Origin of the sequence: Paraburkholderia phytofirmans PsJN (genome assembly GCF_000020125.1) — a bacterium.
Classification (GTDB): domain Bacteria; phylum Pseudomonadota; class Gammaproteobacteria; order Burkholderiales; family Burkholderiaceae; genus Paraburkholderia; species Paraburkholderia phytofirmans.
Window position 1 is genome coordinate 998,388 of record NC_010681.1, and the last position, 25,605, is coordinate 1,023,992.

At 60.3% G+C, this 25,605-nt stretch carries 19 protein-coding genes; 8 read left to right on the forward strand and 11 right to left on the reverse strand.

Annotated elements, in window-relative coordinates:
• Positions 1 to 22: 22 nt before the first annotated feature.
• From BPHYT_RS04335 to BPHYT_RS04365, 7 genes are all read right to left on the reverse strand, one after another.
• Positions 23 to 448, reverse strand: coding sequence for a GtrA family protein (locus BPHYT_RS04335; RefSeq protein WP_012431944.1), 426 nt, complete (start codon positions 446 to 448; stop codon positions 23 to 25).
• The gene (locus BPHYT_RS04340; protein WP_012431945.1) at positions 445 to 1,728 is read right to left on the reverse strand and encodes an NAD(P)/FAD-dependent oxidoreductase; all 1,284 of its coding nucleotides are present in this window, start codon (positions 1,726 to 1,728) and stop codon (positions 445 to 447) included. Before BPHYT_RS04340 ends, BPHYT_RS04335 begins: the two co-directional genes overlap by 4 nt.
• A 13-nt stretch (positions 1,729 to 1,741) precedes the next feature.
• Positions 1,742 to 2,680 carry an NAD-dependent epimerase/dehydratase family protein gene (locus BPHYT_RS04345; protein WP_012431946.1) on the reverse strand — a complete coding sequence of 313 codons (939 nt, stop codon included), beginning with the start codon at positions 2,678 to 2,680 and terminating at the stop codon, positions 1,742 to 1,744.
• Between the two features lie 125 nt (positions 2,681 to 2,805).
• A complete protein-coding gene (locus BPHYT_RS04350; RefSeq protein ID WP_012431947.1) occupies positions 2,806 to 4,521 on the reverse strand; it encodes a hypothetical protein in 1,716 nt (571 codons plus the stop codon).
• A gap of 15 nt (positions 4,522 to 4,536) precedes the next feature.
• Entirely contained in the window at positions 4,537 to 5,277 is a 741-nt protein-coding gene (locus BPHYT_RS04355; protein ID WP_012431948.1) for an SDR family oxidoreductase, read from the reverse strand.
• Positions 5,274 to 6,590, reverse strand: coding sequence for an FAD-binding oxidoreductase (locus BPHYT_RS04360; protein WP_012431949.1), 1,317 nt, complete (start codon positions 6,588 to 6,590; stop codon positions 5,274 to 5,276). Before BPHYT_RS04360 ends, BPHYT_RS04355 begins: the two co-directional genes overlap by 4 nt.
• A gap of 3 nt (positions 6,591 to 6,593) precedes the next feature.
• Positions 6,594 to 8,018 (reverse strand): UbiA family prenyltransferase, encoded by a 1,425-nt coding sequence (locus BPHYT_RS04365; protein WP_012431950.1) that lies wholly within the window; start codon positions 8,016 to 8,018, stop codon positions 6,594 to 6,596.
• 377 nt (positions 8,019 to 8,395) lie between these two features.
• Between BPHYT_RS04365 and BPHYT_RS04370 the strand changes: the two genes are divergently transcribed.
• Genes BPHYT_RS04370 through BPHYT_RS04385 form a run of 4 tightly spaced genes read left to right on the forward strand, consistent with a single transcriptional unit; the run spans position 8,396 to position 13,116 of the window.
• A complete protein-coding gene (locus BPHYT_RS04370; RefSeq protein WP_012431951.1) occupies positions 8,396 to 9,241 on the forward strand; it encodes a glycosyltransferase family 2 protein in 846 nt (281 codons plus the stop codon).
• Positions 9,238 to 10,194: a UDP-glucose 4-epimerase family protein gene (locus tag BPHYT_RS04375; protein ID WP_012431952.1), complete on the forward strand. Its 957-nt coding sequence runs from the start codon at positions 9,238 to 9,240 to the stop codon at positions 10,192 to 10,194. The genes BPHYT_RS04370 and BPHYT_RS04375 overlap by 4 nt, the downstream gene beginning before the upstream one ends.
• A 7-nt stretch (positions 10,195 to 10,201) precedes the next feature.
• Positions 10,202 to 11,233 carry an MraY family glycosyltransferase gene (locus BPHYT_RS04380; RefSeq protein WP_012431953.1) on the forward strand — a complete coding sequence of 344 codons (1,032 nt, stop codon included), beginning with the start codon at positions 10,202 to 10,204 and terminating at the stop codon, positions 11,231 to 11,233.
• A 5-nt stretch (positions 11,234 to 11,238) separates the two neighbouring features.
• Positions 11,239 to 13,116, forward strand: a complete 1,878-nt coding sequence (locus BPHYT_RS04385; protein ID WP_012431954.1) for a polysaccharide biosynthesis protein — start codon at positions 11,239 to 11,241, stop codon at positions 13,114 to 13,116.
• A gap of 61 nt (positions 13,117 to 13,177) precedes the next feature.
• Here the strand turns inward: BPHYT_RS04385 and BPHYT_RS04390 are convergent, their stop codons facing one another.
• Positions 13,178 to 14,278, reverse strand: coding sequence for an MraY family glycosyltransferase (locus tag BPHYT_RS04390; protein WP_012431955.1), 1,101 nt, complete (start codon positions 14,276 to 14,278; stop codon positions 13,178 to 13,180).
• 267 nt (positions 14,279 to 14,545) lie between these two features.
• On the opposite strand from BPHYT_RS04390, the gene BPHYT_RS04395 reads away from it, so the two are divergent.
• The 4 genes from BPHYT_RS04395 to rfaE1 all read left to right on the forward strand — a co-directional run bounded on the left by BPHYT_RS04395 (position 14,546) and on the right by rfaE1 (position 21,186).
• On the forward strand, positions 14,546 to 16,093 hold the full coding sequence (locus BPHYT_RS04395) for a methyl-accepting chemotaxis protein (protein WP_012431956.1): 1,548 nt from the start codon (positions 14,546 to 14,548) through the stop codon (positions 16,091 to 16,093).
• Positions 16,094 to 16,818: 725 nt separating this feature from the next.
• Positions 16,819 to 17,550 (forward strand): Crp/Fnr family transcriptional regulator, encoded by a 732-nt coding sequence (locus BPHYT_RS04400; protein WP_012431957.1) that lies wholly within the window; start codon positions 16,819 to 16,821, stop codon positions 17,548 to 17,550.
• Positions 17,551 to 19,013: 1,463 nt separating this feature from the next.
• Positions 19,014 to 20,162 (forward strand): glycosyltransferase family 9 protein, encoded by a 1,149-nt coding sequence (locus BPHYT_RS04405; protein WP_012431958.1) that lies wholly within the window; start codon positions 19,014 to 19,016, stop codon positions 20,160 to 20,162.
• Positions 20,125 to 21,186: a D-glycero-beta-D-manno-heptose-7-phosphate kinase gene (rfaE1, locus tag BPHYT_RS04410; protein ID WP_083772035.1), complete on the forward strand. Its 1,062-nt coding sequence runs from the start codon at positions 20,125 to 20,127 to the stop codon at positions 21,184 to 21,186. The genes BPHYT_RS04405 and rfaE1 overlap by 38 nt, the downstream gene beginning before the upstream one ends.
• Positions 21,187 to 21,267: 81 nt before the next feature.
• Here rfaE1 and BPHYT_RS04415 read toward each other — a convergent pair whose 3' ends face one another.
• The 3 genes from BPHYT_RS04415 to BPHYT_RS04425 form a co-directional block, all read right to left on the reverse strand.
• The gene (locus BPHYT_RS04415) at positions 21,268 to 22,401 is read right to left on the reverse strand and encodes an AGE family epimerase/isomerase (RefSeq protein WP_012431960.1); all 1,134 of its coding nucleotides are present in this window, start codon (positions 22,399 to 22,401) and stop codon (positions 21,268 to 21,270) included.
• A gap of 20 nt (positions 22,402 to 22,421) precedes the next feature.
• Positions 22,422 to 23,675 carry a glycosyltransferase family 4 protein gene (locus BPHYT_RS04420; RefSeq protein ID WP_012431961.1) on the reverse strand — a complete coding sequence of 418 codons (1,254 nt, stop codon included), beginning with the start codon at positions 23,673 to 23,675 and terminating at the stop codon, positions 22,422 to 22,424.
• A gap of 310 nt (positions 23,676 to 23,985) precedes the next feature.
• Complete coding sequence (locus tag BPHYT_RS04425; protein ID WP_041758758.1) at positions 23,986 to 24,849, reverse strand: sugar transferase; 864 nt, start codon at positions 24,847 to 24,849, stop codon at positions 23,986 to 23,988.
• Positions 24,850 to 25,605: the final 756 nt, after the last annotated feature.

Consider the following 25,605-nt stretch of genomic DNA (forward strand, 5'->3'; position numbering starts at 1 on the left):
TACTTCACTTCACGCCGAACTGTCAGTGCTTGAAGCTCCACTTCTTGTGCCCCACGTAGCTCGTGAACACCGGTACCGCGACGCCGACGGCATGCGCCAGATCCCGCGCATGCCAGGTCATGCCCATCCGCGGAAACACGTAGTACGCCAATCCGACGCTTACGGCCCAGGTCTGCACGACGGCAACGAGATTGACGAGCGTAAAGAAGAACACCGACCGCCCAGTCGACTGGGTGCTCTTCGTGAACACGAACAGCTTCGCCAGAATGAACGCGGTGATCATCCCCGTGATATACGCGACGACAATGGCGGCCGAATAAGGCATCCACTTGTTGTAGACAATCCGGCTGCCCCAATTGACCGCCGCGGCAAAGCCGCCGGTCAACAGGAACAGCAGAAAGCTCTTCGAGACGAAGGTACGCTTGGCAAGTGCATGAACCCGGGTCATATCATCTTCGCCATCTTGCGCGATAGGCCGATACTCTCCGAGATGCCGCGGTCTTCCGGATAGTAATAAGACGTATCGGCCACGAGCAGGCCTTCCACCGGCAACTGGATCGGCGGCAGCCGGTCGAGATAACCCGGCTCGCAAATCGGTTGCGCGAAGCGATACCGGCTCGCGCGCACGTCGATGAAATCGTCCGGCTTCAGCGCCGGGTTGATTTTCATCAGATAGCGTTTCACTTTGTCGATGAACGCCGAATCCGGTTCCTGGTACTTCGGATGTTCGCCCGGAATATAGAACGGCACGTAGACCACGTGATGATCGAGCGGCCGCAGATTCGTGTATTCGACAATGCCCGGAATATCCATCTCCGGATCGTTAGTGTTCAGCCAGAAGTTTTCGGTTACCGGTTTCTTCAGCTTCGCGATAATGCACACCACGGCCACGTTCTTGACGCTGCGGAATGCGTCGAGTATCCCGGTGGGCAGATCCGGCATCACGCGCGGCACATACGGAAGCGGAATCGTACTGATGACCTTGTCGAACGGCAGGAACTCGCCGCCGGCTTCGATGCCCCTGACTTTACCGTTCTCGATGACGACCTTCTGCGCGGGTGTGCCAAGACGAAACTCGCCGCCGTTGGCCTCGATATAACGGCGCATACCTTCCAGCAAGGTATCGGAACCGCCTTCGAGATAGCCGAGTTTCTCGTGAAAGAGGTTATAGCGCGAACGACCGATACGGCGAATACGACTCCAGATCCAGGCTGCCGACAGGTTGTACGCGTAGTCGTAGAACTTGTAGTCGAACAGACGGCGCCACAACACTTCCCACGCTTCTTCACCAATCCAGCGGCGAATCCAGCCCGTCGCTTCGACGTGGTCGAGCGGCTTCCAGTCGTTGCGCTTGGTCGATAGAAACGCGTGCAGGCCGTAGCGGAATTTGGCTTGCAGGCTGAGTCCCTTGAACTTCAGGAGCGCCATCGGGTTGCCCCACGGCTGCACGCGGCCTTGATAGAAGTAGCCCATCTTCGTTTCGCGCCACTGCATTTTTTCTTCGAGTCCGAGCTCGCGCAGCACTTCGAAGAAAGCGTGGTCGGAAATCGCGTGGAAGTGGTAGTAGCGTTCGATGGAGAGGCCGCCGAAGTCGAAGCACGCGGCCATCCCGCCAACCCGGTCGTCTGCTTCGAATATGACCGGCTTGCGCCCGTCCTTGACGAGCTGGTAGGCGGCGCCGAGACCCATCGGCCCGGCGCCGAGTACTGCAATGCGTTGTTCGCTCATAACGTGGCTCTGCTCAGAATTCCAGTGCGATGTGGCTGTACGTCGGATCGTTGAAGGTCTCGTCCATGGCCTTGGCGAGCGGCGTAGCGCGGATCTTGAAGATGCCTTCCCAGTCGATCACTTCGAATTCGTCGCCGGCCGTCAATGCTTTGAGCTGGTCAGCGGTGAACGGCGGGTTCTTGTCGAAGATGGCATACACCTTCAGCAGAACATAGAAGAGCCCATACGGAATTCGCACGATCGCGCACGGTGCGCGAGTGGCGCGCTTGATCTGGCGGATGATGTCGATATAGTCCACGCGTTCAAGGCCGGTGATATTGAATGATTGGCCCTTGATGCGCGACTCGATGCAACTGATGATCACATTGCAGAAGTCGCCCACATAGAGCGGCTGACGCATGTATTTGCCGCTGCCGGGAATCGGGAACACCGGCACACGGTGCATGAAGCGCGACAGCCAGCCGAGATGCTTGCGGTCGAACCAGCCGAACATCAGCGTGGGCCGCAACACCACGCATTCGATGCCCGAGGCGTGCACGATCTCTTCCTGCTCGCGTTTCGTCTCGGTATAGAAATCCTCGCCCACGGAATTTACCACCGAGGAACTGATGTGCACCGTGTACGGAATCTGGTTGCGCTTGATCACGTCGAGCACGTTTCGCGTCGACGTGATGTTGTTGCGAATGAATGGTTCGATGGTCGGAGCGCCGATCTGCGCCTGCAGCATCACGACGAGATCCGCGCCTTCGAAGTGCTGCTCCCAACCGCCCGGTTCGGCCAGGTCGGCATAAATTGCCGTCACGTCGGGATGGACCTTGCGAAGCACTTCCAGGTTGGCTTTGTGCTTGTCGATTACGACCAGATTGTCGTAGCCGCGCGCTTTGAGGCGCGCAACGAGGTTCTGGCCGACGAGGCCGGCGCCGCCTGGAAGAAGGATGCGGGTTTGGTTCATGCGTTAACTCTTTGAATGGGGCGTTCAGCAACTTTGTAAGGGCTAGATGATACTAGCAAGGCGAGGCATCTCCAGAAACGGCCTGGAAGCGGTTGGAAAGCGCCGGCCGTCGTTACGGGCCGCGTCTATTGAACTGCCGCTGCCGCGGGCAATGCTGCGGGCATCGCTTTTTCGGCCTGCAGTGCGCAATACGCACCGGCGGCTGTTTGTCCATCGACGCGTATGCCGCCGCTTGCCGGCGCCTTGAAGAAGGCCGTCCAGCCGCTGTATCGGGCGCTTCGTCCGAATATGTTGCGAACGTCGCCTCGCTCGGCGCCGATGACACCGGTGCCAAGCGTCGTACCGGTGGCGTCGGTAACGACGATCGCTCGTGGCGTGCGCTTATCTGCCTGATCGTAAATCCAACCCGTCGCGCGGTACGTGCCGGGGGTCGTCGTCGCCGAGATGTCGTCGATGCTGCCGGCGCACGGCAGGGACGCGTTGACCTGGCTCGGCGGCACCAGGTAGTCGGGCTGATCCGGCGCGAAGATGGACAGGTGTTCCGCCTCGGCTTGCCGCGCGATGTTCGGAAGAGCATCAGGAAACGGATAGACCGGGCGGATGATCTCCGCGTCATAGACATGAGCCCGCAGCGCGAGGCCGGCGACGAACCGTGCGTAAGTCTCGTCACGATCCGCCCGCACGAAGAAGCGTTGACCCGACGCGACGGCCAGCGTGGCGAGTGCGGCGACAAAGACGGCACGCCTCAATTGTTCAGGCGTGCGGCTGTTCAACACGGCAAAGAGGATCAGCGCGAGCCAGCCCATCAGCGAGGCGGTCGTATAACGCGAAGCCAGCGCTGTCTCCAGCCCGAACCAAAGCCGCCCGCTCGCCGTCAGCAGCGCATTGCCCGCGATGAACAATGCAAATACGAGCAGCGCCACCCCTTGCGGACGATCGGCACTGGCGCGCAAGAGTCTGAAGCAGTTTGCCGCGAGCGCCGCCAGCACGAGAATACCCGCGACATACGCGCCCGCGAGGCCGGTCCTGATCTGAAAGGCCGGCGAACCCAGATAGAGCAGCACGTAGCGAATCGCGGCAAGCGGGTGTTCGCGCACGCCGGCGAGCAGGTTGCCGCTGCTACCCGGCTTGTGCCAGTCGATGAAATAGGCGAGCCATACGGCAACGGTCACGATGACGATTGCCAGCAGTTGGCGCGGGTTCAGCCGCGCGTAGAGCGCCTGCACGATCAGCGCGGGAAGCACCAGTACACCGCTCGACATCGAATATGCCGCGAGCCACGCACTGACCAACGCCACCGCCAGCCAGCCGAGCCGTTTAGCTGGTTTGTCGCCGGCATTGGCTTCGGCGGTACGATCGATTGAATGGAACGCGAGCAGCGCAAAGAGATAAACGGCGAACCACTGGCTTTGAAATCCCCATGCGAAGTTTTCCCGCTGCATCCACGAGAAGGCGAATACAAGGATGGCGCCTGCCAGTCCGAAGCGCGTCTGCCGCGAGAGAGTAGGGCGGTAGTGGAATGTGATGCGGAAAAACGCCGCTGCAAGCGCGCCCGCGAGCACCAGATTGGAAATGAGCGAAAAGACATTTCGGCCGCCGAAATAACGGATGTCGGCGAAAAATATCAGCCGCGAGAAAGTCAGGCGATGTTCGTTATGCTGCTCGAAAAACGCGTGCCAGGGATCTTGCGCGGCGCGCATATAGAAGCCAATGGAGCCGTCCCATGAGTCGCCGTACGGCAGCGGCGAAAAGTGCTGCCACACCGCGAAAACCGTTGTTGCGAACGTGATGACGCCTAGCGCCAATACCGCGTAGTTGCCAAGAGTTTCTCGCCGACTCATCGTCCCGATTTCCCTTCACAGGGACGCGCGCTTGAACAGGAAGCGTGGCACCGAGCGGATGATCAGCATGATGATCGCCCAGAACCAGCGCGTATACAGCACGTCCTTGCGCTTGTCGACGGCGCGCACGATATCGCTCGCCACCTGATCGGGCGTCGCGACGAGCGGGCCGGGCAACGGCAAACCGGCTGTCATCGGCGTCGCCACGAAGCCCGGCTTGATGGTCAGAACGTGGACGCCGGTTTTGAATAGCCGTGCATTCAGCCCCTCGCAGAATGCGGAAAGCGCGGCCTTCGCGCTGCCGTACAGATAGTTCGAAGGCCGGCCGCGATCGCCCGCCACCGACGAGATGACCGCCAGCGCACCGCGCTTTTGCGCTTCCAGGATGTTGGCAATCGGCGTCAGCAGGGCGATAACAGAAACGGCGTTCGTATTGAATTCACGCACGGCCACCGCGGGGTCCGCCTGGCACGCGGCCTGGTCCGGCAGGGTGCCGGGCGCGACCAGCACGATGTCGAGCGCGCCGAGTTCTTTCTGGCACTGTTCGAGCATGCCCGCATGCAGATCCAGGCGATCAATATCGAGTTGATGACAAGCTGCCAGTTGCGCGCCACGCGCGCTCAGATCCGCAGCCACCTGCTGAAGGCGTTCGCCGTTGCGGGCAACCAGGAAAAAACGTGCGCCTTGCGTGGCCCATTGGCGTGCACAGGCGATGGCGATCGCCGACGTGGCGCCGACGATAAGAATGTTTTTCATGTTCGAGTGGTCCGTTCCCAGAAACGCGAGAGTAACGCGGGGTCGCGCAGCGCTTCGAGTTGCTGCCATTGAGGGTAAGCGGCGCGAAAGTCGGCGCCGGGCATGTGCGCGTCTTTAGCCGGATAGATGCGGCCGCCGGCTTCGCGCACGATTGCATCGAGATTCGCAAAGAGCCGGGTATTCAAAGCGTCGCGCTGCGGGAAATCGAGAGCGAGGGACGTGCCTTCCATCGGAAACGACAACAGGCCCGGCGAGCGCAAGTCGCCACAGCGTTTCAGCACGGCGAGAAATGAGCCCGTGCCGCTTCCGGCAATCGCGTCGAGAATCGCGCGCGTTGCGTCGCGCGCCGTGGCCGACGGCACCACGCATTGATATTGCTGAAAGCCCGCGCGCCCGTAGATTCGATTCCATTCCAGCAAGCTGTCCAGCGGATAGAAGTAGGCGTCGTAACCGACCTGCGCAACAACTTCGCCGCGCTGCTGCTTCTGATAGTAAAGCTCGTTGAACGCGCGCAACGTGAAGCGGTTGAACACGGGAATCGGCAGCGTGAATGGCACGGTGCGTTTCTTTCGCCGTGTGACTTCGAGCGGTCCGTCCGTTGCATGGTCGCCGGCCATGAAGATGCCGCGACCGAGCGCCGAGCCGCGACTTTGGCAATCCACCCACGCCACGCTGTATTCATGCAACGGGTCGAGCTTTTCCGACAACGCGAAGAATTCGTCCAGATCGCCGAAGCGGATGCTGGTCATGTCGATCAGACTCGAGCGGATCGGCATCAACTGGATCTCGGCCCAGAGGATCAGCCCGGTCAGCCCGAGGCCGCCGATCGTGGCGGCGAAAAATTCGGCTTGCTCGTCGGGCGAGCACTCGAACTGCGAGCCGTCGCTGCGCGCCAGCGCGAAGCGGCGCACATGCCGGCCGAAGGTGCCTCGCACATGGTGATTCTTGCCGTGGACGTCGTTTGCAATCGCTCCGCCCAAGGTCGCGTATTTCGTGCCCGGTGTGACCGGCAGCATCCAGCCGCGTGGAATGGCGACGTCGAGTATCTGTTCGAGCGTGACGCCGGGTTCCGCGCGCAAGACACCGGTTTGCCAGTCGGCGGCAATCAGCCGGTCGAGCGGCAGCGTTTGCACGACATGGCCGGAGGCGGCGAGGCAACTGTCGCCGTAGCTGCGGCCATTGCCGAAGGCGAGCGTGGTGCCATGTTCCCGGGCCGCGTCCGACCACGCGGCGCGCGCGGCATCACGCCATGCAATCGCATGCGCTTCCTGCGGTATCGGCGGGTAACGTCCCCATGACAGAACTCGACTCATCGTCTAGATCGCGGCCCAGAAAATCAGGCCGCACAGCACGACGACTGCGAGGCTGACCCGGTCGCGCGCCGCGAACACGATCGGATCGTCGTGCATCAGACCGCGATGCGCAATGATCCAGGTGCGGCTTACCCAGTAAAGCAGCAGCGGACACGCGAGCCAGATGACTTGCGGGTGGTGGTACATGCCGGCGGTTTTCGCGTCCTGGATATAGAGCGCAAGCACGAGCACGGCCAGATAGCCGGACGAGGTTCCAAGCGACGAGATGAGCGACAGGTCGCTCGCCACATAGCCGCGCCCGCGCGTCTTGACGAGACCGCGCGCTTTCATCGAGTGCAGTTCGGCATAGCGCTTGACGAGCGCGAGGCTCAGGAAGATGAACATCGAAAAGGCGAGCAGCCAGAAGGTCAGTTGCGCGTCGACCGCTGCCGTTCCGGCGATGATGCGCATCGTGTACAGCATGGCCAGCACCACCACGTCGACCATCACCTGGCGTTTCAGAAACGTGGAGTACGCGAGCGTCAGTACGTAATAGCCGAACAGCGCCGCGGAGAATTGCCAGGGCAGGAAAAGCCACGCCGTGACGAACGCGACCACCAGCAAGACAGGAAAGAGCGCAAGTCCCCATGTGAGCGGCAGAGCGCCCGAAGCAAGCGGACGTTTGCGTTTGACCGGGTGGTGACGATCGTCTTCGAGATCGAGCAGGTCGTTGAGCAGATAGACACTCGAGGCGCACAAGCCGAACGTGAGAAACGCCAACACCGCAGCGAGAGTCAGTTCGGGCGAGGACAGCTTATGTGCGGCCAGCAGCGGCAAGAAGATCAAAAGGTTCTTCAGCCACTGGTGCAGGCGCAAGGATTTGGCCCATGTCTTGACGGCGGGTGGACGCGATTCGATCACCCGCTCCACATTGCCGATCTTGCGCGCGGCGCGTTCCACGCCATTGGACGGATTCACCACATACGCGCGGTCGGCGGATTGCCAGACTGCCAGGTCGTCGTGCGAATTGCCGGCGTAGTCGAAGCCTTTTTCGCCGTACTCGGCGACCAGCGTATCGCGCTTGTTGTGAGCGGACAGGTTGATGCTGCCGTTCGTTGCGAACGTCCTGTCGAAAATGCCGAGATGGGCGGAGATGGCCTGCGCGTAACGTTCGTGGCTTGCCGTGGCCAGCACCAGCGAGCGGCCGGCGTCGCGCTCGACTTTCAGCCATTGCAGGACCGTGGCGTCGTAGGGCAGCACGGCCACGTCAACGTTCGTCGCGTCGGCGAGGCGCGCTTTCAAACCCGGCTTGCCGCCGCGCGCGAGCCACAGCAGCGGCTCATAAAAGCGTTGCGGGGCTGCCTTCAGATAGGCAAATCCAGACTCGATCAGGATGTCTGAGCGAATCAATGTGCCATCGAGGTCGACGACGAGTGGTCTGCTGCGCATTCATTCTGCCCTGAGGGCGGTTGTCAGATTTGTTGAGCGGACGGCTGCCGTCTGTGGCGCTGCGCTGAAGCCCGAGTTTCGTCCGATTACGAACGGCCGGAGTTTGGCGGCGTTACTTTACTATTCCGCGATAATGCGCACAACCTTACAGGCGAAGTGTCTGATTCTGAGGCAAGAATGCCGGATCAAAACATAATAAATAGCGTTTAACGGAATCGTATCGGGCGTAACAAAGGGAAAGACGGGTTGCCGAACTGCGAAAATTTAAGCAAACTTCGGGTTTGTTGCGTCTGCGCAACGTAGCTTTTCGTCGTGCCCGCCCGAAGTGCTCACCGATGTGCCCACCGAAGTGCCCAAGATAAGGCACGCAGTTCTACATGAAAGAAACGCGCACTCTGCATCCCCTGTCCGACGGGTTGTCCGTGTCGGTGGTGGTCTACCACCCGGATACAGAACAGTTGGTGTCCACGCTCACGGGCCTCGCCGTCGCGTGCGATGCGCTGCACATCAGCCGGCCCGAACTCCCGGTGACGCTATATCTGGTGGACAACGGCGGCCTGCCCGACATCCCGGCAACGCTAGAGGAACTGCGGGCGCGCGGCATCGTGTGTACGATCATCGCGGGACAGGGAAACGTGGGCTACGGCAGGGGCCACAATCTGGCAATCGAACGTAGCGCCAGCCGTTATCACCTGGTGCTGAACCCGGACATCGATCTGGCAAGCGACGCGCTTCGCGAAGCGCTCGATTTTTTCGATGCACACCCCGAAGCGGGCCTCATCACGCCATGGATCGGCGATGAGCATGGCGAGCAACAGTTCTTGTGCCGACGTTATCCCACGTTGCTCGATCTGTTTGTGCGCGGCTTTTTGCCCTCGGGAATGCGTCGGCTGTTCGTCCGCCGACTCGCACGCTACGAAATGCGCGACCGGATCAATGCGCGCGACACAGTGTGGGATCCGCCGATCGTCAGCGGCTGTTTCATGCTGTTTCGCATGACGGCCCTGAAGCAACTGGCGGGCTTCGACGCCCGCTATTTCCTTTACTTCGAAGACTACGATTTGAGTCTTCGCGCGCATGACGTCACCCGCGTCGTCTATGCGCCCGCGGTGCGCGTGTTGCATCACGGCGGCGGTGCGGCGCGCAAAGGCTCTGTGCATATCCGCATGTTCATGTCTTCGGCGTACAAGTTCTTCGACCGGTTCGGCTGGAAGTGGCTATGAGCCGGGTGCTCGTTACGGGGGCCAACGGCTTTGTCGGCCGCGCGCTGTGCCGCGCGTTGCGTGACGCCGGCAACACAGTCACCGGCCTTGTACGGCGGCAGATGCCGCGCGAATACGGCGTGGACGAATGGGTCGACCCCAGCGTGGATTTCGCGGGCATGGATGCAGGTTGGCCCGAAGCATTGCAAGTGGATTGCGTCGTGCATCTGGCGGCGCGTGTGCATGTCATGCTCGAGGACGCCGCCGATCCTGAGGCTGCTTTCCAGGCGACCAATGTCGAGGGCACACTGCGTTGCGCGCGCGCCGCGTGGCGGCATGGCGTGCGGCGCTTTGTCTTCGTCAGCAGCATCAAGGCGATGACTGAAGCCGATTCAGGCCGCCCGGTGCGCGAAGACGATTCCCCTGCGCCGCAAGATCCGTACGGTCGCTCGAAACGCGCAGCCGAAGAAGCGCTGATCCGCCTGGGTGCGCAGACCGGTCTCGAGATCGTGATCGTGCGCCCGCCGCTAGTCTATGGTCCGGACGTGCGAGCCAATTTCCTGAGCCTGATGAACGCCGTATGGAAGGGCGTGCCGCTGCCGCTCGGCGCGCTTGGCGCAAGACGCAGCCTCGTCTATGTCGACAACCTCGCGGACGCTTTAGTGCATTGCGCGACCGACGCGCGCGCGGCCCAGCAGTGCTTTCACGTTGCGGACAGCGACGCGTTGACGATCGCCGAACTAGCGCGCGCGCTTGGCCGCCACCTCGGCCGGCCCGCGCGTTTGCTGCCCGTGCCCGAGAGTTGGCTGCGCCTTGCCGGCCGCCTGACGGGCCGCACGGCGCAAGTAGACCGGCTGGTCGGCTCATTGCAGCTCGACACCAGCCGGATTCGCACGGTGCTGGGCTGGCAGGCGCCGTACTCCACCGAAGAAGGGCTGGCCGCGACAGCCCACTGGTACCGATCCACGCATTGAGGCGCGCATGCTGATGTCCCCTTCCACGATGCCGGGCTGGACGAGCGTGATCCTGATCGCGCTCGGCTCCGCTTGCGCCTGCGCGGCGATCCTGTGGACGCTGCTCAGGACCGGCCTCGCGTGGCGTCTGGCCACCGACATTCCCAACGACCGCTCGTTGCACACGCGGCCCACGCCGCGGGTCGGCGGCTGGGGCATCGTTCCGGTGGTGATCGTGGCAACGCTGATCGTCGCGCCGCATCTCTGGCTTGCCGCGCTGTGCGCTGCGGTGCTGGCGGCGGTCTCGCAGATCGACGACCGGCGCGGACTGCCCGCGCGGGTCAGGTTCGCGGCGCATCTCGCTGCGGTGGCGATCTTCGTCTGGGCGCATCCCGCGCACGCGCCGCTTTGGCTGCTGGCGGCCTTGTCGTTTTTACTGCTCTGGCTGGTCAATCTTTACAATTTTATGGACGGCGCGGACGGCCTGGCCGGCGGCATGACGCTGTTCGGCTTCGCGGGCTACGCCGCCGGGGCCGCGCTCACCGCGCATCCGTCGCCGGAGCTCACGTGGGCGTCGGCCGCCGTGGCGGGCGCCGCCGCGGGCTTTCTGGTCTTCAACTTCCACCCGGCGAAAATCTTCCTCGGCGACGCCGGGTCGATTCCGCTCGGCTTTCTGGCAGGCGCTTTCGGCTATTGGGGCTGGAGCGAGGGCGTCTGGCCGATCTGGTTTCCCGCGCTGGTGTTTTCGCCGTTCATCGGCGACGCGTCGGTCACGCTGCTGCGGCGGCTCCTGCGCGGCGAGAAAATCTGGCAGGCACACTGCGAGCACTATTATCAGCGCATGGTTCAATACGGCCTCGGGCATTCGAAAACTGCCATCCTATGGTATGCAGTAATGGCGGCTGGTATAGTACTTGCTGTCGTGTTGCTTGGCTGGCCTTCAGCCTTTCAATGGTGTAGCGTGGGCGCATGGGTGATCGTGCTGGTATTGATTGGTATCGGAGTCGATTCACGCTGGCGTCGATTCCGGATAGCAGATTCCGAACAACCTGAGGTGTGACGCCGATGTTTCGACACAAAGCCTCATGGCTATCATTTAGCGCTTTCGCCTTCGACCTTTGCGCCGTCGCCGGTGCGTGGCTCGCCGCTTATCTCATCCGCTTCAATGGCTACGTACCAGACGAGTTCTGGTCCGGCGCCGTCCGAACCCTCATCTGGGTCCTGCCCGTCTACGGTGTGATGTTCCGCATCTTCGGCCTCTATCGGGGCATGTGGGTGTTCGCGAGTCTGCCGGACCTGATGCGCATCGCCAAGGCCGTGATGGCCGGCGCATTCACGATGATGATGGTGGCCGTCATGGCCCAGCCGCATCCCATCATTCCGCGCTCCGTACTCGCTGTTTCTCCGCTTCTCCTGTTCCTTGCCATGGGCGGCTCGCGCGCGCTCTATCGCGCGTCGAAAGAGTTCTATCTGTACGGCGGCCTCGTCGGACAAGGCAAGCCGGTGGTGGTGCTCGGCGCGGGCAACGCGGGCGCGAGCCTCGCCCGTGAGCTGTCGCGCTCGAGCGAATGGCGGCTGGTGGGCCTGCTCGACGACGACCCCGCCAAGCAGGGCCGCGAAATTTACGGCTACAAGGTGTGGGGGCCGATCAGCGACCTGCAGCACTGGGCTTCGGACATGAAGGTCGAGCATGCGATCATCGCCATTCCGTCGGCGTCGGTCGATGCGCAGCGTCGCGTGGCAACGCTATGCGTGCGCGCCGGCGTGCGGGCCATGGTGCTGCCCGCGCTGACCACGCTGACGCAAGGCGAAGCGTTCCTGTCGCGCGTGCGGCAGATCGATCTGGAAGATCTGCTGGGCCGCGAGCCGGTACGTATCGACATGCCGCACGTCGAAGCGCTGTTGAGCGGCCGCGTGGTGATGGTGACCGGCGCGGGCGGCTCGATCGGCTCGGAGTTGTGCCGCCAGATTCTGCGCTTCGAACCCGCGCAGTTGATCGCGTTCGATCTGTCCGAATACGCGATGTACCGTCTCACGGAAGAATTGCATGACCGCTTTCCGAAGCTCTCCGTGGTGCCGGTGATTGGCGACGCCAAAGATTCCTTGCTGCTCGACCAGGTGTTGTCGCGCTACACGCCGCACATTCTCTTTCACGCCGCGGCCTACAAGCATGTGCCGCTGATGGAGGAGTTGAACGCATGGCAGGCGGTGCGCAACAACGTGCTGGGCACATACCGTGTCGCGCGCGCGGCGATTCGCCACGACGTGAAGCATTTCGTGCTGATCTCCACCGACAAGGCGGTGAACCCGACCAACGTGATGGGCGCAAGCAAGCGCCTCGCGGAAATGGCTTGCCAGGCGCTGCAGCAGACCAGTACGCGCACGCAGTTCGAAACGGTGCGCTTCGGCAACGTGCTCGGCAGCGCGGGCAGCGTGATTCCCAAGTTTCAACAACAGATCGCGAAGGGTGGGCCGGTCACGGTCACGCATCCGGAGATCACGCGCTTTTTCATGACGATCCCCGAAGCCTCGCAACTCGTGCTGCAAGCGTCGAGCATGGGGCATGGCGGTGAGATCTTCATTCTCGACATGGGCGAGCCGGTCAAGATCGTCGATCTCGCGCGCGACCTGATTCGCCTGTATGGCTTCAGCGAGGAACACATCCGCATCGTGTTCACGGGCCTGCGTCCGGGCGAGAAACTCTACGAGGAACTGCTGGCCGACGACGAAGCCACCACGCGCACGCCGCATCCAAAGCTGCGCATCGCTCAGGCGCGTGAAGCGCCCGACAATCTCCTCGACGAACTGCTGCCGTGGCTGATGCAGCATCGTGTGCCGAGCGACCAGGAAGTGCGCCGCGATCTGCGGCGCTGGGTGCCGGAGTATCAGCCGGCCGCCACGCCGGCGTTGCATAGCGTGGCGTCGGCGACGCGGGCTTCGTGACCGAAGACCACGGTGAAGAAAGTCAGAAAGCAAAAAGCGCTCATTCGAGCGCTTTTTTTTGTTACCGCCGGGTCTTCCTGACCACCATCCAGCGTGGTGACTTGAACCGCACGATACTCACGTAGAGCCACACGTAAGTCGCGGCGAACACCACCACGAAACAGAACAGATGCAGCGTATGCCGCCAGAACAACGTGGCTGGCACGACCGCGATCAGACACAGCAGCCACAGGTACGGGGACGTCAGCGAATTACGACGCGTCAATTCGCGCGCGGTACGCGTGCCGACCGCCCAGCGCATCAGCCGTTTGTACACCAGCATATGCAGATGCACGCCGTCCGGAATGCCCGGCGACATGCCGCGAATGAATTTCTTCCGGTAGATCGAGAAGCAGGTCTCGAAGATCGGGTACATGAACAGCAGCACGGGATACCACGCGGACACGTCGCGATTGCGCATCACTAGCATGATCGACAGCTCGGCCAGCATGAAGCCGATGAAATACGCGCCGCCGTCGCCGAGAAAGATCAGCCCCGCCGGGAAATTCCAGATGAAGAAGCCGAGCACCGCGCCCATCATCATGAACGAGGCGGACAGCACGATCGGATCGGACACCTGGAACGCCACGTAGGCGAGCGAGGCGAACATCATGAACGCGACCATCGACGCCAGTCCGTTGAAGCCGTCGATGATATTGATCGCGTTGGCGAGCGCGGCCACCGCCAGCACGGTGACCGCGCACGAGATCACCGCGTACGAGAGCAGGAAGTCGAGCGGCGGCACGCTGATGCGCGTCACGGCGATGTTCAGCAGGAAATAGGCGAGCGCGGCCGCGGCCATCGTACAGACCAGCCTTGCAAGCGGCGACACGCGCTTGGTCAGGTCTTCGACCAGCCCCGAGCCGAAGGCCGGCATGCCGCATGCAATCAGCCCGAGAATGCCGCCCGACACGGCGGGATACGCGTGATGCAACTGCACGGCGGAGACGATCAGCCCGAGCAGAATGCCGGCCCCGCCGATACGCGGCACCGGGCGCACATGGAATTTCTGCACGCCGGCCAGATCGGTGTCGGTAGAGAATTTTTCATGCAGATGCGCGTAGCGCACGATCAACAGCGTGATCAGCAGTGAAACGAGAAAGCCGAGCGCAAAACTAAGCATGAAAGTGAGCCTGAGCGAAGACGCCGAATTATACAAACGAAACGCACCCTGCCCGGAAAAGCAGCAGCGCCGCGTGGTTGTCCGAAGATCCCAGATAGTGAGGTGAAAGTGGCTCGCAAACGCCCGCCAGTCATGGATTCCACCTATTTAGCAGCGGCCGGCCGGGGTCGTTAACCGGGATGCGGCGAAGAGTAAGTCATGCGCAAAAAAACGCGCGCGGCTGCCAACCCGTTTCGCCGCCGATCGGCAAGACGTTCCGGAGACCCAATGCTAAATAACATCACAATTCGTGGCGGCCTGACGCTGGTGATCAGCGTATTCGTCGCTTTCCTGCTGACAGTGATCGGTGTCGGCTATGGCGCGCTCAAGCTCGCCAACAGCAGCCTCGACGACACACAGCGCAGCGCGGCGGCGTTGTCGCATCTGAAGGCGAGCTCAGAGAAGCTGCTGCAAGTGCAACTCGCGCTGGGTTCGTATCAGACGCTCTTCAGCGTCGGCAAGCAGACCGACGACCTGTTGCCGGCCGCGCACAAGGTGCTGGTCGAATCGAACAAGGACTTCCGCGATTACATGGCCGGCCCGTTTGCGGACGATAACGAACAGAAGCTCGCGCAGGCCGTGGAACAGGCGCGCAGCGCGCTGGTGGATAAGGCGATCGAGCCGGAATTTAAGGCGCTTGCTGACTTCGATTTCAATACCTTCCGAAATATTCAGGGCGAGACGGCCAACAGCTTTTACGCCACTTATTCGAAAGCGATCGACGCGCTCGAACGCTCGCGCATCGAAAGCCAGCATCAGCAAGCACAAACGGCGGCGCAGCGTTTCCAGATCGCGACATTGTTGTTCGCCGCGATTGGCGTCATCGCACTTGTGATCGGCGTGGCGGCGCGCATCGGTTTGTCAGTGGCGTTGATCAAGCCGGTCAATGCCACCGTCAAGCATTTCGAGCGCATCGCGGCCGGCGATCTGACCGTCGCCATCAAGATCAAATCTCGCAACGAGATGGGGCAATTGCTGGGCGCATTGACGATGATGCGCGACGGGCTCGTCGAGACCGTGTCGAAAGTGCGCGGCAGCACGACGGCGATTACTCAGGGGGCCAACGAGATTGCGTCGGGCAATGCGGATTTGTCCTCGCGCACCGAGCAGCAGGCTGCGGCGCTTCAGCAGACCGCCGCGAGCATGGAGCAGTTGTCGGCCACGGTGAAACAGAACGCGGACAACGCGAAGCAGGCTAACCGTCTCGCTCATGGCGCGCTCGACACGGTCACGCGCGGCGGCAAAGTGGTGTCGCGTGTCACTGAGACGATGGATGGGATCAGCGAGTCGTCGCGCAAGGTGACGGAAATCATCGGCATGATCGAGGGGATTGCGTTTCAGACCAACATTCTGGCGTTGAATGCAGCAGTGGAGGCAGCGCGCGCTGGCGAGCAGGGGCGCGGGTTTGCAGTGGTGGCTTCGGAAGTGCGCAGCCTCGCTCAGCGCTCGGGCGCGGCAGCGAAGGAGATCAAGGAGTTGATCGGTGAGTCGGCCGCCAAGGTTCAGGAGGGCGCCTCTCTCGTGTCCGACGCGCAGAAGACGATTCACGAAGCGATGAGCGCGGTCGAGCGCGTGACCGGCGTGATGAACGAGATCGAGGCGTCCGCGCTCGAACAGAGCGACGGTATCGAACAGGTCAACAAGGCCGTCTCGCAGATCGACGAAGTCACGCAACACAATGCGGCGCTCGTGGAAGAAGCCGCTGCTGCGGCGAAATCGCTGGAAGAGCAGGCGACTGTATTGCGGGATGCTGTGGCGGTGTTTCAGATGGCGTAGTGAAAAGGGCCGCGCTCCTTGGGGGCGCGCCATACGCAGCGCGAAAAAAGATGGCCGGCTCAAGACCACGTATCTCGACACGCGCGAAACGCCGATACGCCGGCACTAACCAGCGACATCGCTGTGGTAAATCTGGGCGGCTTGCAGTGTTGAACGGCTGACCTGTAAATCATTGCGCGTGAAGCGGAAATGACCTCGACAGCCGACGGAAGGCGAATAACATCTTGATCGGGCCCGCGGCCGAAAAAATTCATTCGCGGATCGCACAACCATCGACTCTTCGCCTCAGACCTTGTCGCTTTTCATCGATTAGTCCCGCGCAGCGCGGTAAAAAATGCGGAGGAGACGTCCTTAATAATTCGGACATATGCAGTCCGACCTGATATCAGCAGACCATTCGGCTAGCGTCGAATTCGGCTTGCTCTGCTATAAGGGAGCGTCCAGGTACAGCGCAAGAACGAACGCTCAACGCAAATAAGTCCTCACTATTCCGCCTATTCTCCCCAGTATTCCGCCACCTTTATTGGCGCTGCCGTCCTCGGCGGCTACGCTGCATTGCGACATTAGAAGCAACGCAATGACAAGCGCGAAGCTTTTGATCGTCTCCGTTATCGCTTCAGTTCGCCGACCGCCCGAGCCGGGGGGAGTGAATCATCACTGTCTCCTCTATTCGAGTGGCGGTCCGCCATCAGCGGGCCGGGAATACTTACGTGAGGGAAATGACGATGACTAATCAGCTGTGCCGCCGTGGTAACCGTCTGCTAGAGGCACTCACAACGCAGGAATGGGAGGCGTTAGCTCCTCATCTTGAACTCGTCGAGTTGACAACAGGTCAACTGCTGTCGAAATCCGGTGAACTCATACGCACCGTCTATTTTCCTGTCACGGCCATCGTGTCTCTGCTGCAGACAATGGAAAACGGCAGTTCGGTGGAAATCGCCGCGATCGGAAGGGATGGGACGACGGGCGTCCCCATTCTGACAGGCGGCGACACCATGCCCGCCAGTGTGCAGGCGCAATGCGGGGGGTTCGCCCATCGAATAAGCGCAAACGCGCTGCGCGAAGCATTGAGCGACTGCGCGTCCCTACGCTCGCTGATGCTGCTTTACATGCAGGCGCTGCTCACACAGGTCGCACAAACTGCGGCGTGCAACAGGCTGCATCGAATCGACGAGCAACTGTGCCGGTGGCTGCTGGTCGACATCGACCGTTCGGGAACGAGCGATTTGCAGGTGACACACCAAATGATTGCCGACATGCTCGGTGTGCGCCGCGAAGGGGTGACTGAGGCGTCCGGCAAGCTTAGCGCAGCCGACCTCATTCATCACAGTCGTGGCCGTGTTCGCATCCTGGATAGAACCGGACTTGAGGCACGGGCATGCGAATGCTATGGGATCGTCAAATGTGAATTCGACCGCTTATTGCCGCGCCTGAGTGCGCTGGAAGCTACGCGCTAGAATGCCCATTCGCGCGCGAACCTGCAGCCGGCTCGGCGCGCGTCTTGACGCCGGGCCAGCGGTGTTCCAGATTTGCTGTAGATGAATTGGTAATCCAACTGAATCTGGAGCCGCAGACTCGCCGGGCACCGCTTCAAAGACGGTAGGTTCCGCATTCACTCAACCCTGATCGAAATCTCGCAGCAGCGCCGGTCCAATAAAAAGCGCTGTCCTGCGGCCGTTTTGTTGTTTCGCCAATGTGCGGTGCTCCACCTGCTACTTTGCGCCGCGCATCGCCTGCTCCCTGCGACTAATTTCATGTTTGTGTGCGCGACTGGGCTCGAGCTGTAGTCTCTGACCGGCGCGGTCATCTGTGTGTCCCGCCCAAATCCCGTATCGCATACCAGACGAATACCTTACTGGTACGGCCAAAGATGTATCCGTTTCCGACCTGGTAATGTTTCAAGTAAAGTATGATGTTTGGCGCAGCGACCCCGCGTCACACCATCGTTGTTGCCTGTTTGTCCTGGCGTTCGGCGCGTTGCTTGACCGTCTGCGTGCGGTGGTTTGTGATGAATCGCGAAGGGGGAGTCGTATTGAACCACTCTCGCCTTAATTCAAGGGACCAGGTAAATGTCGAGCGTTTTGACACATTTGTTGTGCTTCATATTTGGCGTGGTCATCGGCGTTTTTGTGTGCGCCTTATGTGTCGCGCGGTCCAGAACGCCACGAGACGATAATTAAATTTTTCTGGCGGAGCGCGCGGGCAGTTGTCGTATCAACGCTGTTGCGGCTTCGAGCAGACAAACTCTCTAACCATTGCTCAGAAGCGGACGGCGTCAGCGGGACGCAATCGGAGCACGTGCAACGCGAGACTGCAGACGCTACTCCGCGGCATCAAGCATCCCTTCTGTTCGCATTTGCGCAGGCGAGTGCGCCCATGTCGAACGTACGGCTCCGCACAGACACGTTGCGCTTGAGCAGGGACCATACAAGTTCAGCATAAGCTACTGCAGACGGTCGACGATTGATGCTGTCGGCTTTTGTGACCTTCCGCACCAAGCTACGCTTTCTAGAGGCGTTCGTTGACTCCAGCACATGGACTGATGCGCAGGGATTCGATGGGAGCGATCGTAGGGGGAGCGAGACTAACGTCGCAGTGTCGCTGCCATCTAAAGGAAATCTACCGTCAACGCGTGATTTGACGGCGTCAATGAAGCATCGGCAGAGCGGCGACGTGGGCAGCCTGGAAAGACTATCCAGCGCAATGCCTGGCGGATCATCCAGCAGACGATCAAGGCAGAATCGACGACATTGCTCGAGCAGTACGACGACGTGCATACATGGGATGGCAGGCGCGCGGTGGCGCGTAGCGGCCATCTGCGCGAACGAGAGATCATCACGCTATTCCCGCATGAGCCGGCAAAGATGCGCCGCCCCTCGGTTTCTGAATCGCAATTTAACTCGACGTGGCCAGGTTCGAAATGAAAAACGAGCGCGGACAGAATTTTCTAAAGCGCGTCGATCTTATTGTCGGTGGTACCTTGCTGTACATAATAGGGGCCGTTCGAAAAAAGCGAAGCTTGCCGGCTGAATGCCGAACGGCCGCGATTTTCGCATTCGCTGCCATTGGTGACTCGATTTTGTCATCAATCATCATTTCCGAATTGAGGAAAGTAAAAGATATTTCGAAGGTGGTTGTATTCGCATCGCGAAGCAATGCGCGCATTTATGATCTATTCGCTGGACTGGACGAAGTTGTAGTGGTCCCTCTTACCAGCCCGTTGGCTGCGCTGCGGGAAATAAGGAAACATCAAGTCGATCTGTTGGTCGACACATCGCAATGGCCGCGAATTTCTGCCTTGTTGTCGGCGTTCACGAAGGCGAAGTTCACCATTGGCTTTAAGACCAGAGGACAGTTCCGCCACTATGCTTATGACGCGAGTGTCGAGCATGATGAACGTCTGCACGAACTGGATAATTTTAGAAGGCTGCTGCGGCCGCTAGGGGTTGAGTCGACAGAATCCCCGCGAATAACGAAAGTTATTGGTTCCGGTCGTTCGCCATTCGCCATCGACGACGACTATATTGTTTTTCATCCATGGGCCTCCGGGACAAATTTCCCAATGCGCGAATGGCCGGTGGAGTGCTGGCGCGATCTCGCGCTTAAGCTGATTGATGGCGGGTACGCAATTGTCATAACCGGCGGTCCGGAAGACGCGAGCCGTGCTCAGCAACTGGTCGATCTGATCGCCAGCAAGAAGGTCATAAGCCTGGCGGCCAAGGTGAGTTTGACTGAGGTAGCCGAAGTAGTCAGGCAGGCGAAATGCATAGTCTGCGTCAACACCGGAATCATGCATTTATCCGCAATGCTGGATACCCCAATGGTAAGCCTGCATGGTCCGACCAATCCTTTCCGGTGGGGCCCGGTAAATAAAGAGCGTGGAGTCCTGGCGGTCGCGAGGCAAGACGGTGGCATGTTTCTGAGCCTCGGGTTCGAGTACCCGAGAGATGCGCAGTATGTGATGGGGAAGATAAGCGTCGCTTCTGTCGTCGACGTTCTGAGTGAAGTCTATTCAATCAATTTAGGCCATCATGACAAGAAACCCGCCGGTGAAGCTTTCGCCTCCTGATTTCGATTGCGCTCAATTGATGGTCGTGGGCGACGTCATGCTCGATTGGTACTGGCATGGTTCGACCTCGCGGATCTCGCCGGAGGCGCCCGTTCCCGTCGTTCATGTGCAAGCTGAAGAGACGCGTGTGGGCGGGGCGGGAAACGTCGCGCTGAATGCGGCGGCACTTGGTGCTCGCGTTCGTCTTCTCGGGTTGGCGGGACAGGATGCGCACGCCGACCGGATTGAAGAGTTGCTGCGCGAAGGCGGCGTTGACTGCGTTCTCCAACGCGTCGCGGGCAGCAAGACGATCACGAAGCTTCGCATTCTCTCCCGCCATCAGCAGATGATCAGGGCGGACTTTGAGGACCACTTTCCCGAACGCAACGGCGATGAGTTGATCTTCAGCTTTGAGCGGCAGTTGCACGAAGTCGATGCCGTGGTCTTATCCGACTACGCCAAAGGCTCACTGCACGATTCGAAGAACCTGATCTCCGCTGCTCGCCGCACCGGAAAGCCCGTCATCGTCGATCCGAAAGGAACGGATTTCGAGCGTTATCGCGGCGCCACCGTCATTACGCCGAACCTGTCCGAATTCGAGGCCGTCGTTGGGCGTTGCGATAGTGATGCGACGATCGAGCAGAAGGGTGCCGCCCTCTGCGATGCGTTTGAATTCGAAGCTGCGCTCGTTACACGCAGCGAGAAAGGCATGACCCTGATTGCCCGGGGCCACGCCCCGTTGCATTTGCCCACGCGCGCGCGCGAGGTGTTCGATGTGACAGGAGCCGGGGATACTGTTGTTGCCACGCTAAGTGCCGCGCTCGGCGCCGGCATGCCGCTGGACGAAGCGGTCGTACTTTCCAATGTCGCGGCAGGCATCGTCGTGGCTAAATTGGGAACCGCTACGGTCCGTCGTCCCGAACTCCAGCAGGCACTGCAGCAGGACTTGCACACCGCCCGTCGAGGCAATATTCTCGCGCGGGTTTCGCTGTTACCGTGGCGCCCGAAGCCCCGGGCTGAAAAACTGAATAGTGTGGGCACCTGACACGTTGATTGTTAGCAGCGAGTTCAGGGCCGCGGACCGAACGCATTCGATTGCGCGGACCTCGTCCTTCTCAGGCTGCTATCAAGCGGCAGCGGTACTGCGAGCGCTGAGAGCCTCAACTGGCAGCGCCGCGTAAGCGGTGGCGAGATGATAGGGCGTAGTCGACGGCATGTCGGCGCGCGACACGTTGCCCGTAGCGGTCTTGCATTCGAACCAACCGTGCCCATGCAGAAACCGCTGGCGGAATCGTTCGATCTGTCCAGGCAGCACGGTGCGCGCCGCGTCATCGTCGCGGGTGGCGAGTGCGCGCAGATATTCGCTTTGCGCCCAGATTCGCTGCGTGGCGTCCTTCATCCGGCCGGCTTCGTCGAGCGATGCGCACACGCCGCCCGTCACCTGATCCACGCCATGTTGCTGCGCAAATTCAAACGCGCGCGTGAGCGCGTCGTCGAGTCCCGATCCGTTCAATAGCTCTCCCGCTTGCCGGATCAGCCAGAACCATTCGAACTGATGGCCGGGTTCCAGACGGTTGTCTTCGACTCCTAACGGCAGTTCCGCGATGCAACCGGTCGGCATATGCACGAACGTGCGCTCGATGGCGTCTGCCAGCTTGCGCAACGCGGAATCGAATGCACTGTCGTGGGTTACGTCGCGTGCGGCGAGCCAGGCTTCGGTGAGATGCATTAGCGGGTTTTGCAGCGGCGTGCCCGTCACCGTCGAAAAATCCGCGTCGAGCGCTGCGTTGAACAATCCGTGTTGCGCGGCGAAACGCGTTTCGATCAGCCCCGAGGTGCTGTGGACGAGGTCGCGTGCGTCACGATTGTCGAACCTCGCGGCATATTCAGCGCATGCGAACACCAGGAACGCGTGCGTATAGAGATCCTTCGTCGTATCGAGTGGCGTACCTTGCGCATCGACGCTGTAGAACCAGCCGCCGCGCTGTTTGTCCTGGAAGTAGTGCAACAGCGATTCGAACAGCACATGGGCGTGAGCTGCTTCACCGGCTTGCGAGAAGACGAACAACTGTCGCGCGCACGCCATCGCGCGATAGCGTTCGACCGGCATCGGAAGGTGGCATGCGTCAGCGCTAACGGCTTCGTAGGGCAGATGCATTGCGCTATTGAAGCCTGGCCCCCGCCAGACCGGCAGGACGATGCGTGCGAAGTGATCTCGTAGCGTGGCGGCAAGGGCTATCGTGGAGGCGGGCGTATCCATGCTGCGAATCTCCTTCCACGTTAAACGCGCGATGGCGCGGATTGTGCGGATTGCGCGGATTGCGGATGAACCGGACGAGCCGCTCCACCCGCGAGTTCACGCTCCAGAACATCGAGCAATTGATGTGCAGACCGCTCCCACCGGAAACCACGAGCATGCTCCCGTCCGCGTTCACGCCAGGCTTCGCGTACCGCGGCGTCCTCCATCATCTGCGTCACCTTGTCGACGATGTCGTCGACCGAATGCGCGTCGCAGTAAAGCGCGGCATCGCCGCATACCTCAGGAAGGGACGCTTCACGCGACACGATGACCGGGCATCCGCAAGACATCGCTTCAAGCGGCGGCAGCCCGAAGCCCTCATATAACGAAGGAAACAGAAAGCAGGCAGCATTCTCATACAGCGCTCTCAATTCGCCGTCCGATACGAAGCCTGCGGGGATGATGTTTTTCGACAAGTCGTAACCCACTTTTGCCTGTGAACTGAAGACCCGCAAGTCGCATCCGCCGACGACAACAAATTTCAGGTCAGGGCGGTCGCTCAGGCGCTCCATCGCGGCAACGATGCGTGGAAGGTTCTTTCCTACCGAGAGATTTCCGACAGCGAGTACATAAGCGTCTTTCTGCAGATCCAAGCGCGACAGAATCGCCGGATCGGGTACGATCTTCTCAAAGTGGTCCACACCATTCAGGACTACCGAGATGCGCGACCCGTCGATGCCAAGTCGTTCCATGATGCGTGTCTTCGAGAACTCCGACACCGTCACGATGTGGCTGGCGTTGCGCTTCAGCAGAGAAAACGCGACGCGATACCAGAGCCTGTACTTCCACGAATAATTTTCTGGCAGATCGTAGATCGCAACGTCATGCATCATCACGACCTGCCGGCGAGCGAACAACGGGCCCATATTACAAAGGCTGAGAAGCGTTCGGCCGCCAAGCGCGAATGGCAGTGCGAGTTGCTCCCACAGCGAGCCCTTGAACCACCGGCCGATCACTTTTGTTTTCGGCAAGACAACGTCGGTTCGTGCGTTCGGGGGAACCAACACGGGCAGGTCGGTTTCATCGGGAAACAGACGCTGGAACGCCATCGCCAGTTCATAGCCGACACGTTGCACGCCTGTTATGCGTTGAGATGCGAACTTGCCATTGATTGCAAACCCAGCGGAAGGACCCGGCCAGTGAGACTGTCGCGCCGAACTGATGTCGGCTGGCAACGCAGACTGAACGTGGGCATCTTCCGGACGCACGTGAGACCGCTCCGCAAACTGCTTCATCGGATGTCGCTCCTGTATGCCAGCCGTTGTGAGCATCGGGAAGGCGCTGTCAGCCGGCAAAAACGTTTGCCGTTCGGCCTTGCGTGTGAGATTGCCGCAACTGGACTTTCGGGGGAGAGAGAAGGTGGGATGTCGGCTATTTCGCTACGCCGCGAGGACACGAAGCGAATTTCGTAAGCTTCACCGGCGAGATGATCTGAAACGCCGCAAGGCACGAATAGCGTACCTGTAGAAGCCGATTCGACGACATGAACAACGTCCGTAGGCATTTCGTACGGGTTAGCTTGCGATGCACGGGTGCGCATGCTGTTCAATACGCCCCGCTTCCGTCGAAGACCACCTTGAATGTTCTTAGCAGAATGCTGATGTCGAGCAGCGTCGAACGTTCCTTCACGTACGAGACGTCGAGCGCGACTCTCGTTGCGTAGTCAACGTTATTGCGTCCGCTGACTTGCCACAATCCTGTCACGCCGGGCCTGACCGACAGGTAATAGTGGGCGTCGGGGCCATACCGTTCCAGTTCCTTCGTGACGATAGGGCGGGGGCCGACGAGACTCATGTCGCCCCGCAGAACATTCCAGAGCTGAGGCAGTTCATCCAGGCTCGTCTTGCGCAAAATTCGGCCAACAGTGGTGATGCGTACATCGTTCTTAAGCTTGAAATCGCGATTCCATTCCTCGCGCGCGGCGGCGTCGGTGGCAAGGAGTTCGGCGAGAACGACATCGGCCTTCGGCACCATGGAGCGGAATTTCAGGCAGCGAAACGATCGTCCGCCTCGCCCAACGCGTGGATGGCCGAAGAAAGCGGAACCGCCGTCGCTTACTACGACGCAGCCTATAACTAGAAAAATCGGCAGCAATACCAGGAGTAACGCCGACGCGCCGAAAATGTCGAAAACGCGTTTTGTGAAGTCGCTTTTTCGCGACGGGATGTCAGGATCATTGGCCGCCGGCAACGCACGGCGAGGCATTGGGCCCGCAGCGGAATCCGACGACACGTCCGAAGCGAACGGCTCCTCGGCGCGATCCAATTCGGAGGTGCTGTCCATATGCGAAGCTGAAAAGCCGCGGGCGCCCATATCAGGATGTTCGGCGTGCGAACGACTTTCGTAGCGGGTATCGAAAGGATTGACGTCCTTTGACACTGATTTCGATACCTTGCCGACTAAAGCCATCGCTGCCCCCGGTTCGAAGTTCGTTGACGAATACATCAGTGTTTCGGCATTGCAAGTCGTGCCGGTTGTTTCAATCGTTGAGGCAAAGCACGCCATCAGACGAATGCGGCGGACGACTCGAGATCGGACAGCAGGGATATAGCAATTAAATTGCTACAAAAAATACCGCAAATAATTAAGAAATCCAGCTTATGAAAAAATGAATAGAAACTGCTGTATGCCAAGCGGAGACGAGCGCTAGCGGCATGCTAAGCGTCGCATTCCCCGGCAACTTAAATCCTAATTATTTCAGTAGAAAGTATAGCTTTGCAATTTGGCGTCCGTGCCCGGACAAGTCGTAAATTGCCGATGTCTTGGCCGACTCAGAAAGATATGCCAACTGGCTTCGCCATGCTTCGGACGGCAACCGCTGGCACTACGAAAATGTTTGATCGTTATCAATATCCCAACTGCGATGGCCGAAGCCGGATTCGACAGATAATCCAGTTTCATCCGGCGGGCCGAGGCTCACCGATTACGTATTGACCCACGACGTCGATCAACGCGATAAATACGCGCTTGCTCCGTGCTTGATCGAGTATGTGTAGACGTAGAGTATCTGTACGAATGTCGCTACTCCGTTCGGTACAGCACACAAAGCTCGGTTAGCGCACGCGTAAATCGCCGCGTCCATGTGTATGATGAAAGCGGCGCGCCGCGCAGACGCTTGCTCCAACAAGATGAGTGCCGATTGCCGTCGCAAAAGCGTTGCGCGTT

Coding starts and splice junctions, on each gene's coding strand:
- BPHYT_RS04335 (WP_012431944.1), bottom strand. CDS start 448: ATGACCCGGGTTCATGCACTTGCCAAGCGTACCTTCGTCTCGAAGAGC.
- BPHYT_RS04340 (WP_012431945.1), bottom strand. CDS start 1,728: ATGAGCGAACAACGCATTGCAGTACTCGGCGCCGGGCCGATGGGTCTC.
- BPHYT_RS04345 (WP_012431946.1), bottom strand. CDS start 2,680: ATGAACCAAACCCGCATCCTTCTTCCAGGCGGCGCCGGCCTCGTCGGC.
- BPHYT_RS04350 (WP_012431947.1), bottom strand. CDS start 4,521: ATGAGTCGGCGAGAAACTCTTGGCAACTACGCGGTATTGGCGCTAGGC.
- BPHYT_RS04355 (WP_012431948.1), bottom strand. CDS start 5,277: ATGAAAAACATTCTTATCGTCGGCGCCACGTCGGCGATCGCCATCGCC.
- BPHYT_RS04360 (WP_012431949.1), bottom strand. CDS start 6,590: ATGAGTCGAGTTCTGTCATGGGGACGTTACCCGCCGATACCGCAGGAA.
- BPHYT_RS04365 (WP_012431950.1), bottom strand. CDS start 8,018: ATGCGCAGCAGACCACTCGTCGTCGACCTCGATGGCACATTGATTCGC.
- BPHYT_RS04370 (WP_012431951.1), top strand. CDS start 8,396: ATGAAAGAAACGCGCACTCTGCATCCCCTGTCCGACGGGTTGTCCGTG.
- BPHYT_RS04375 (WP_012431952.1), top strand. CDS start 9,238: ATGAGCCGGGTGCTCGTTACGGGGGCCAACGGCTTTGTCGGCCGCGCG.
- BPHYT_RS04380 (WP_012431953.1), top strand. CDS start 10,202: ATGCTGATGTCCCCTTCCACGATGCCGGGCTGGACGAGCGTGATCCTG.
- BPHYT_RS04385 (WP_012431954.1), top strand. CDS start 11,239: ATGTTTCGACACAAAGCCTCATGGCTATCATTTAGCGCTTTCGCCTTC.
- BPHYT_RS04390 (WP_012431955.1), bottom strand. CDS start 14,278: ATGCTTAGTTTTGCGCTCGGCTTTCTCGTTTCACTGCTGATCACGCTG.
- BPHYT_RS04395 (WP_012431956.1), top strand. CDS start 14,546: ATGCTAAATAACATCACAATTCGTGGCGGCCTGACGCTGGTGATCAGC.
- BPHYT_RS04400 (WP_012431957.1), top strand. CDS start 16,819: ATGACTAATCAGCTGTGCCGCCGTGGTAACCGTCTGCTAGAGGCACTC.
- BPHYT_RS04405 (WP_012431958.1), top strand. CDS start 19,014: ATGAAAAACGAGCGCGGACAGAATTTTCTAAAGCGCGTCGATCTTATT.
- rfaE1 (WP_083772035.1), top strand. CDS start 20,125: ATGACAAGAAACCCGCCGGTGAAGCTTTCGCCTCCTGATTTCGATTGC.
- BPHYT_RS04415 (WP_012431960.1), bottom strand. CDS start 22,401: ATGGATACGCCCGCCTCCACGATAGCCCTTGCCGCCACGCTACGAGAT.
- BPHYT_RS04420 (WP_012431961.1), bottom strand. CDS start 23,675: ATGAAGCAGTTTGCGGAGCGGTCTCACGTGCGTCCGGAAGATGCCCAC.
- BPHYT_RS04425 (WP_041758758.1), bottom strand. CDS start 24,849: ATGGCTTTAGTCGGCAAGGTATCGAAATCAGTGTCAAAGGACGTCAAT.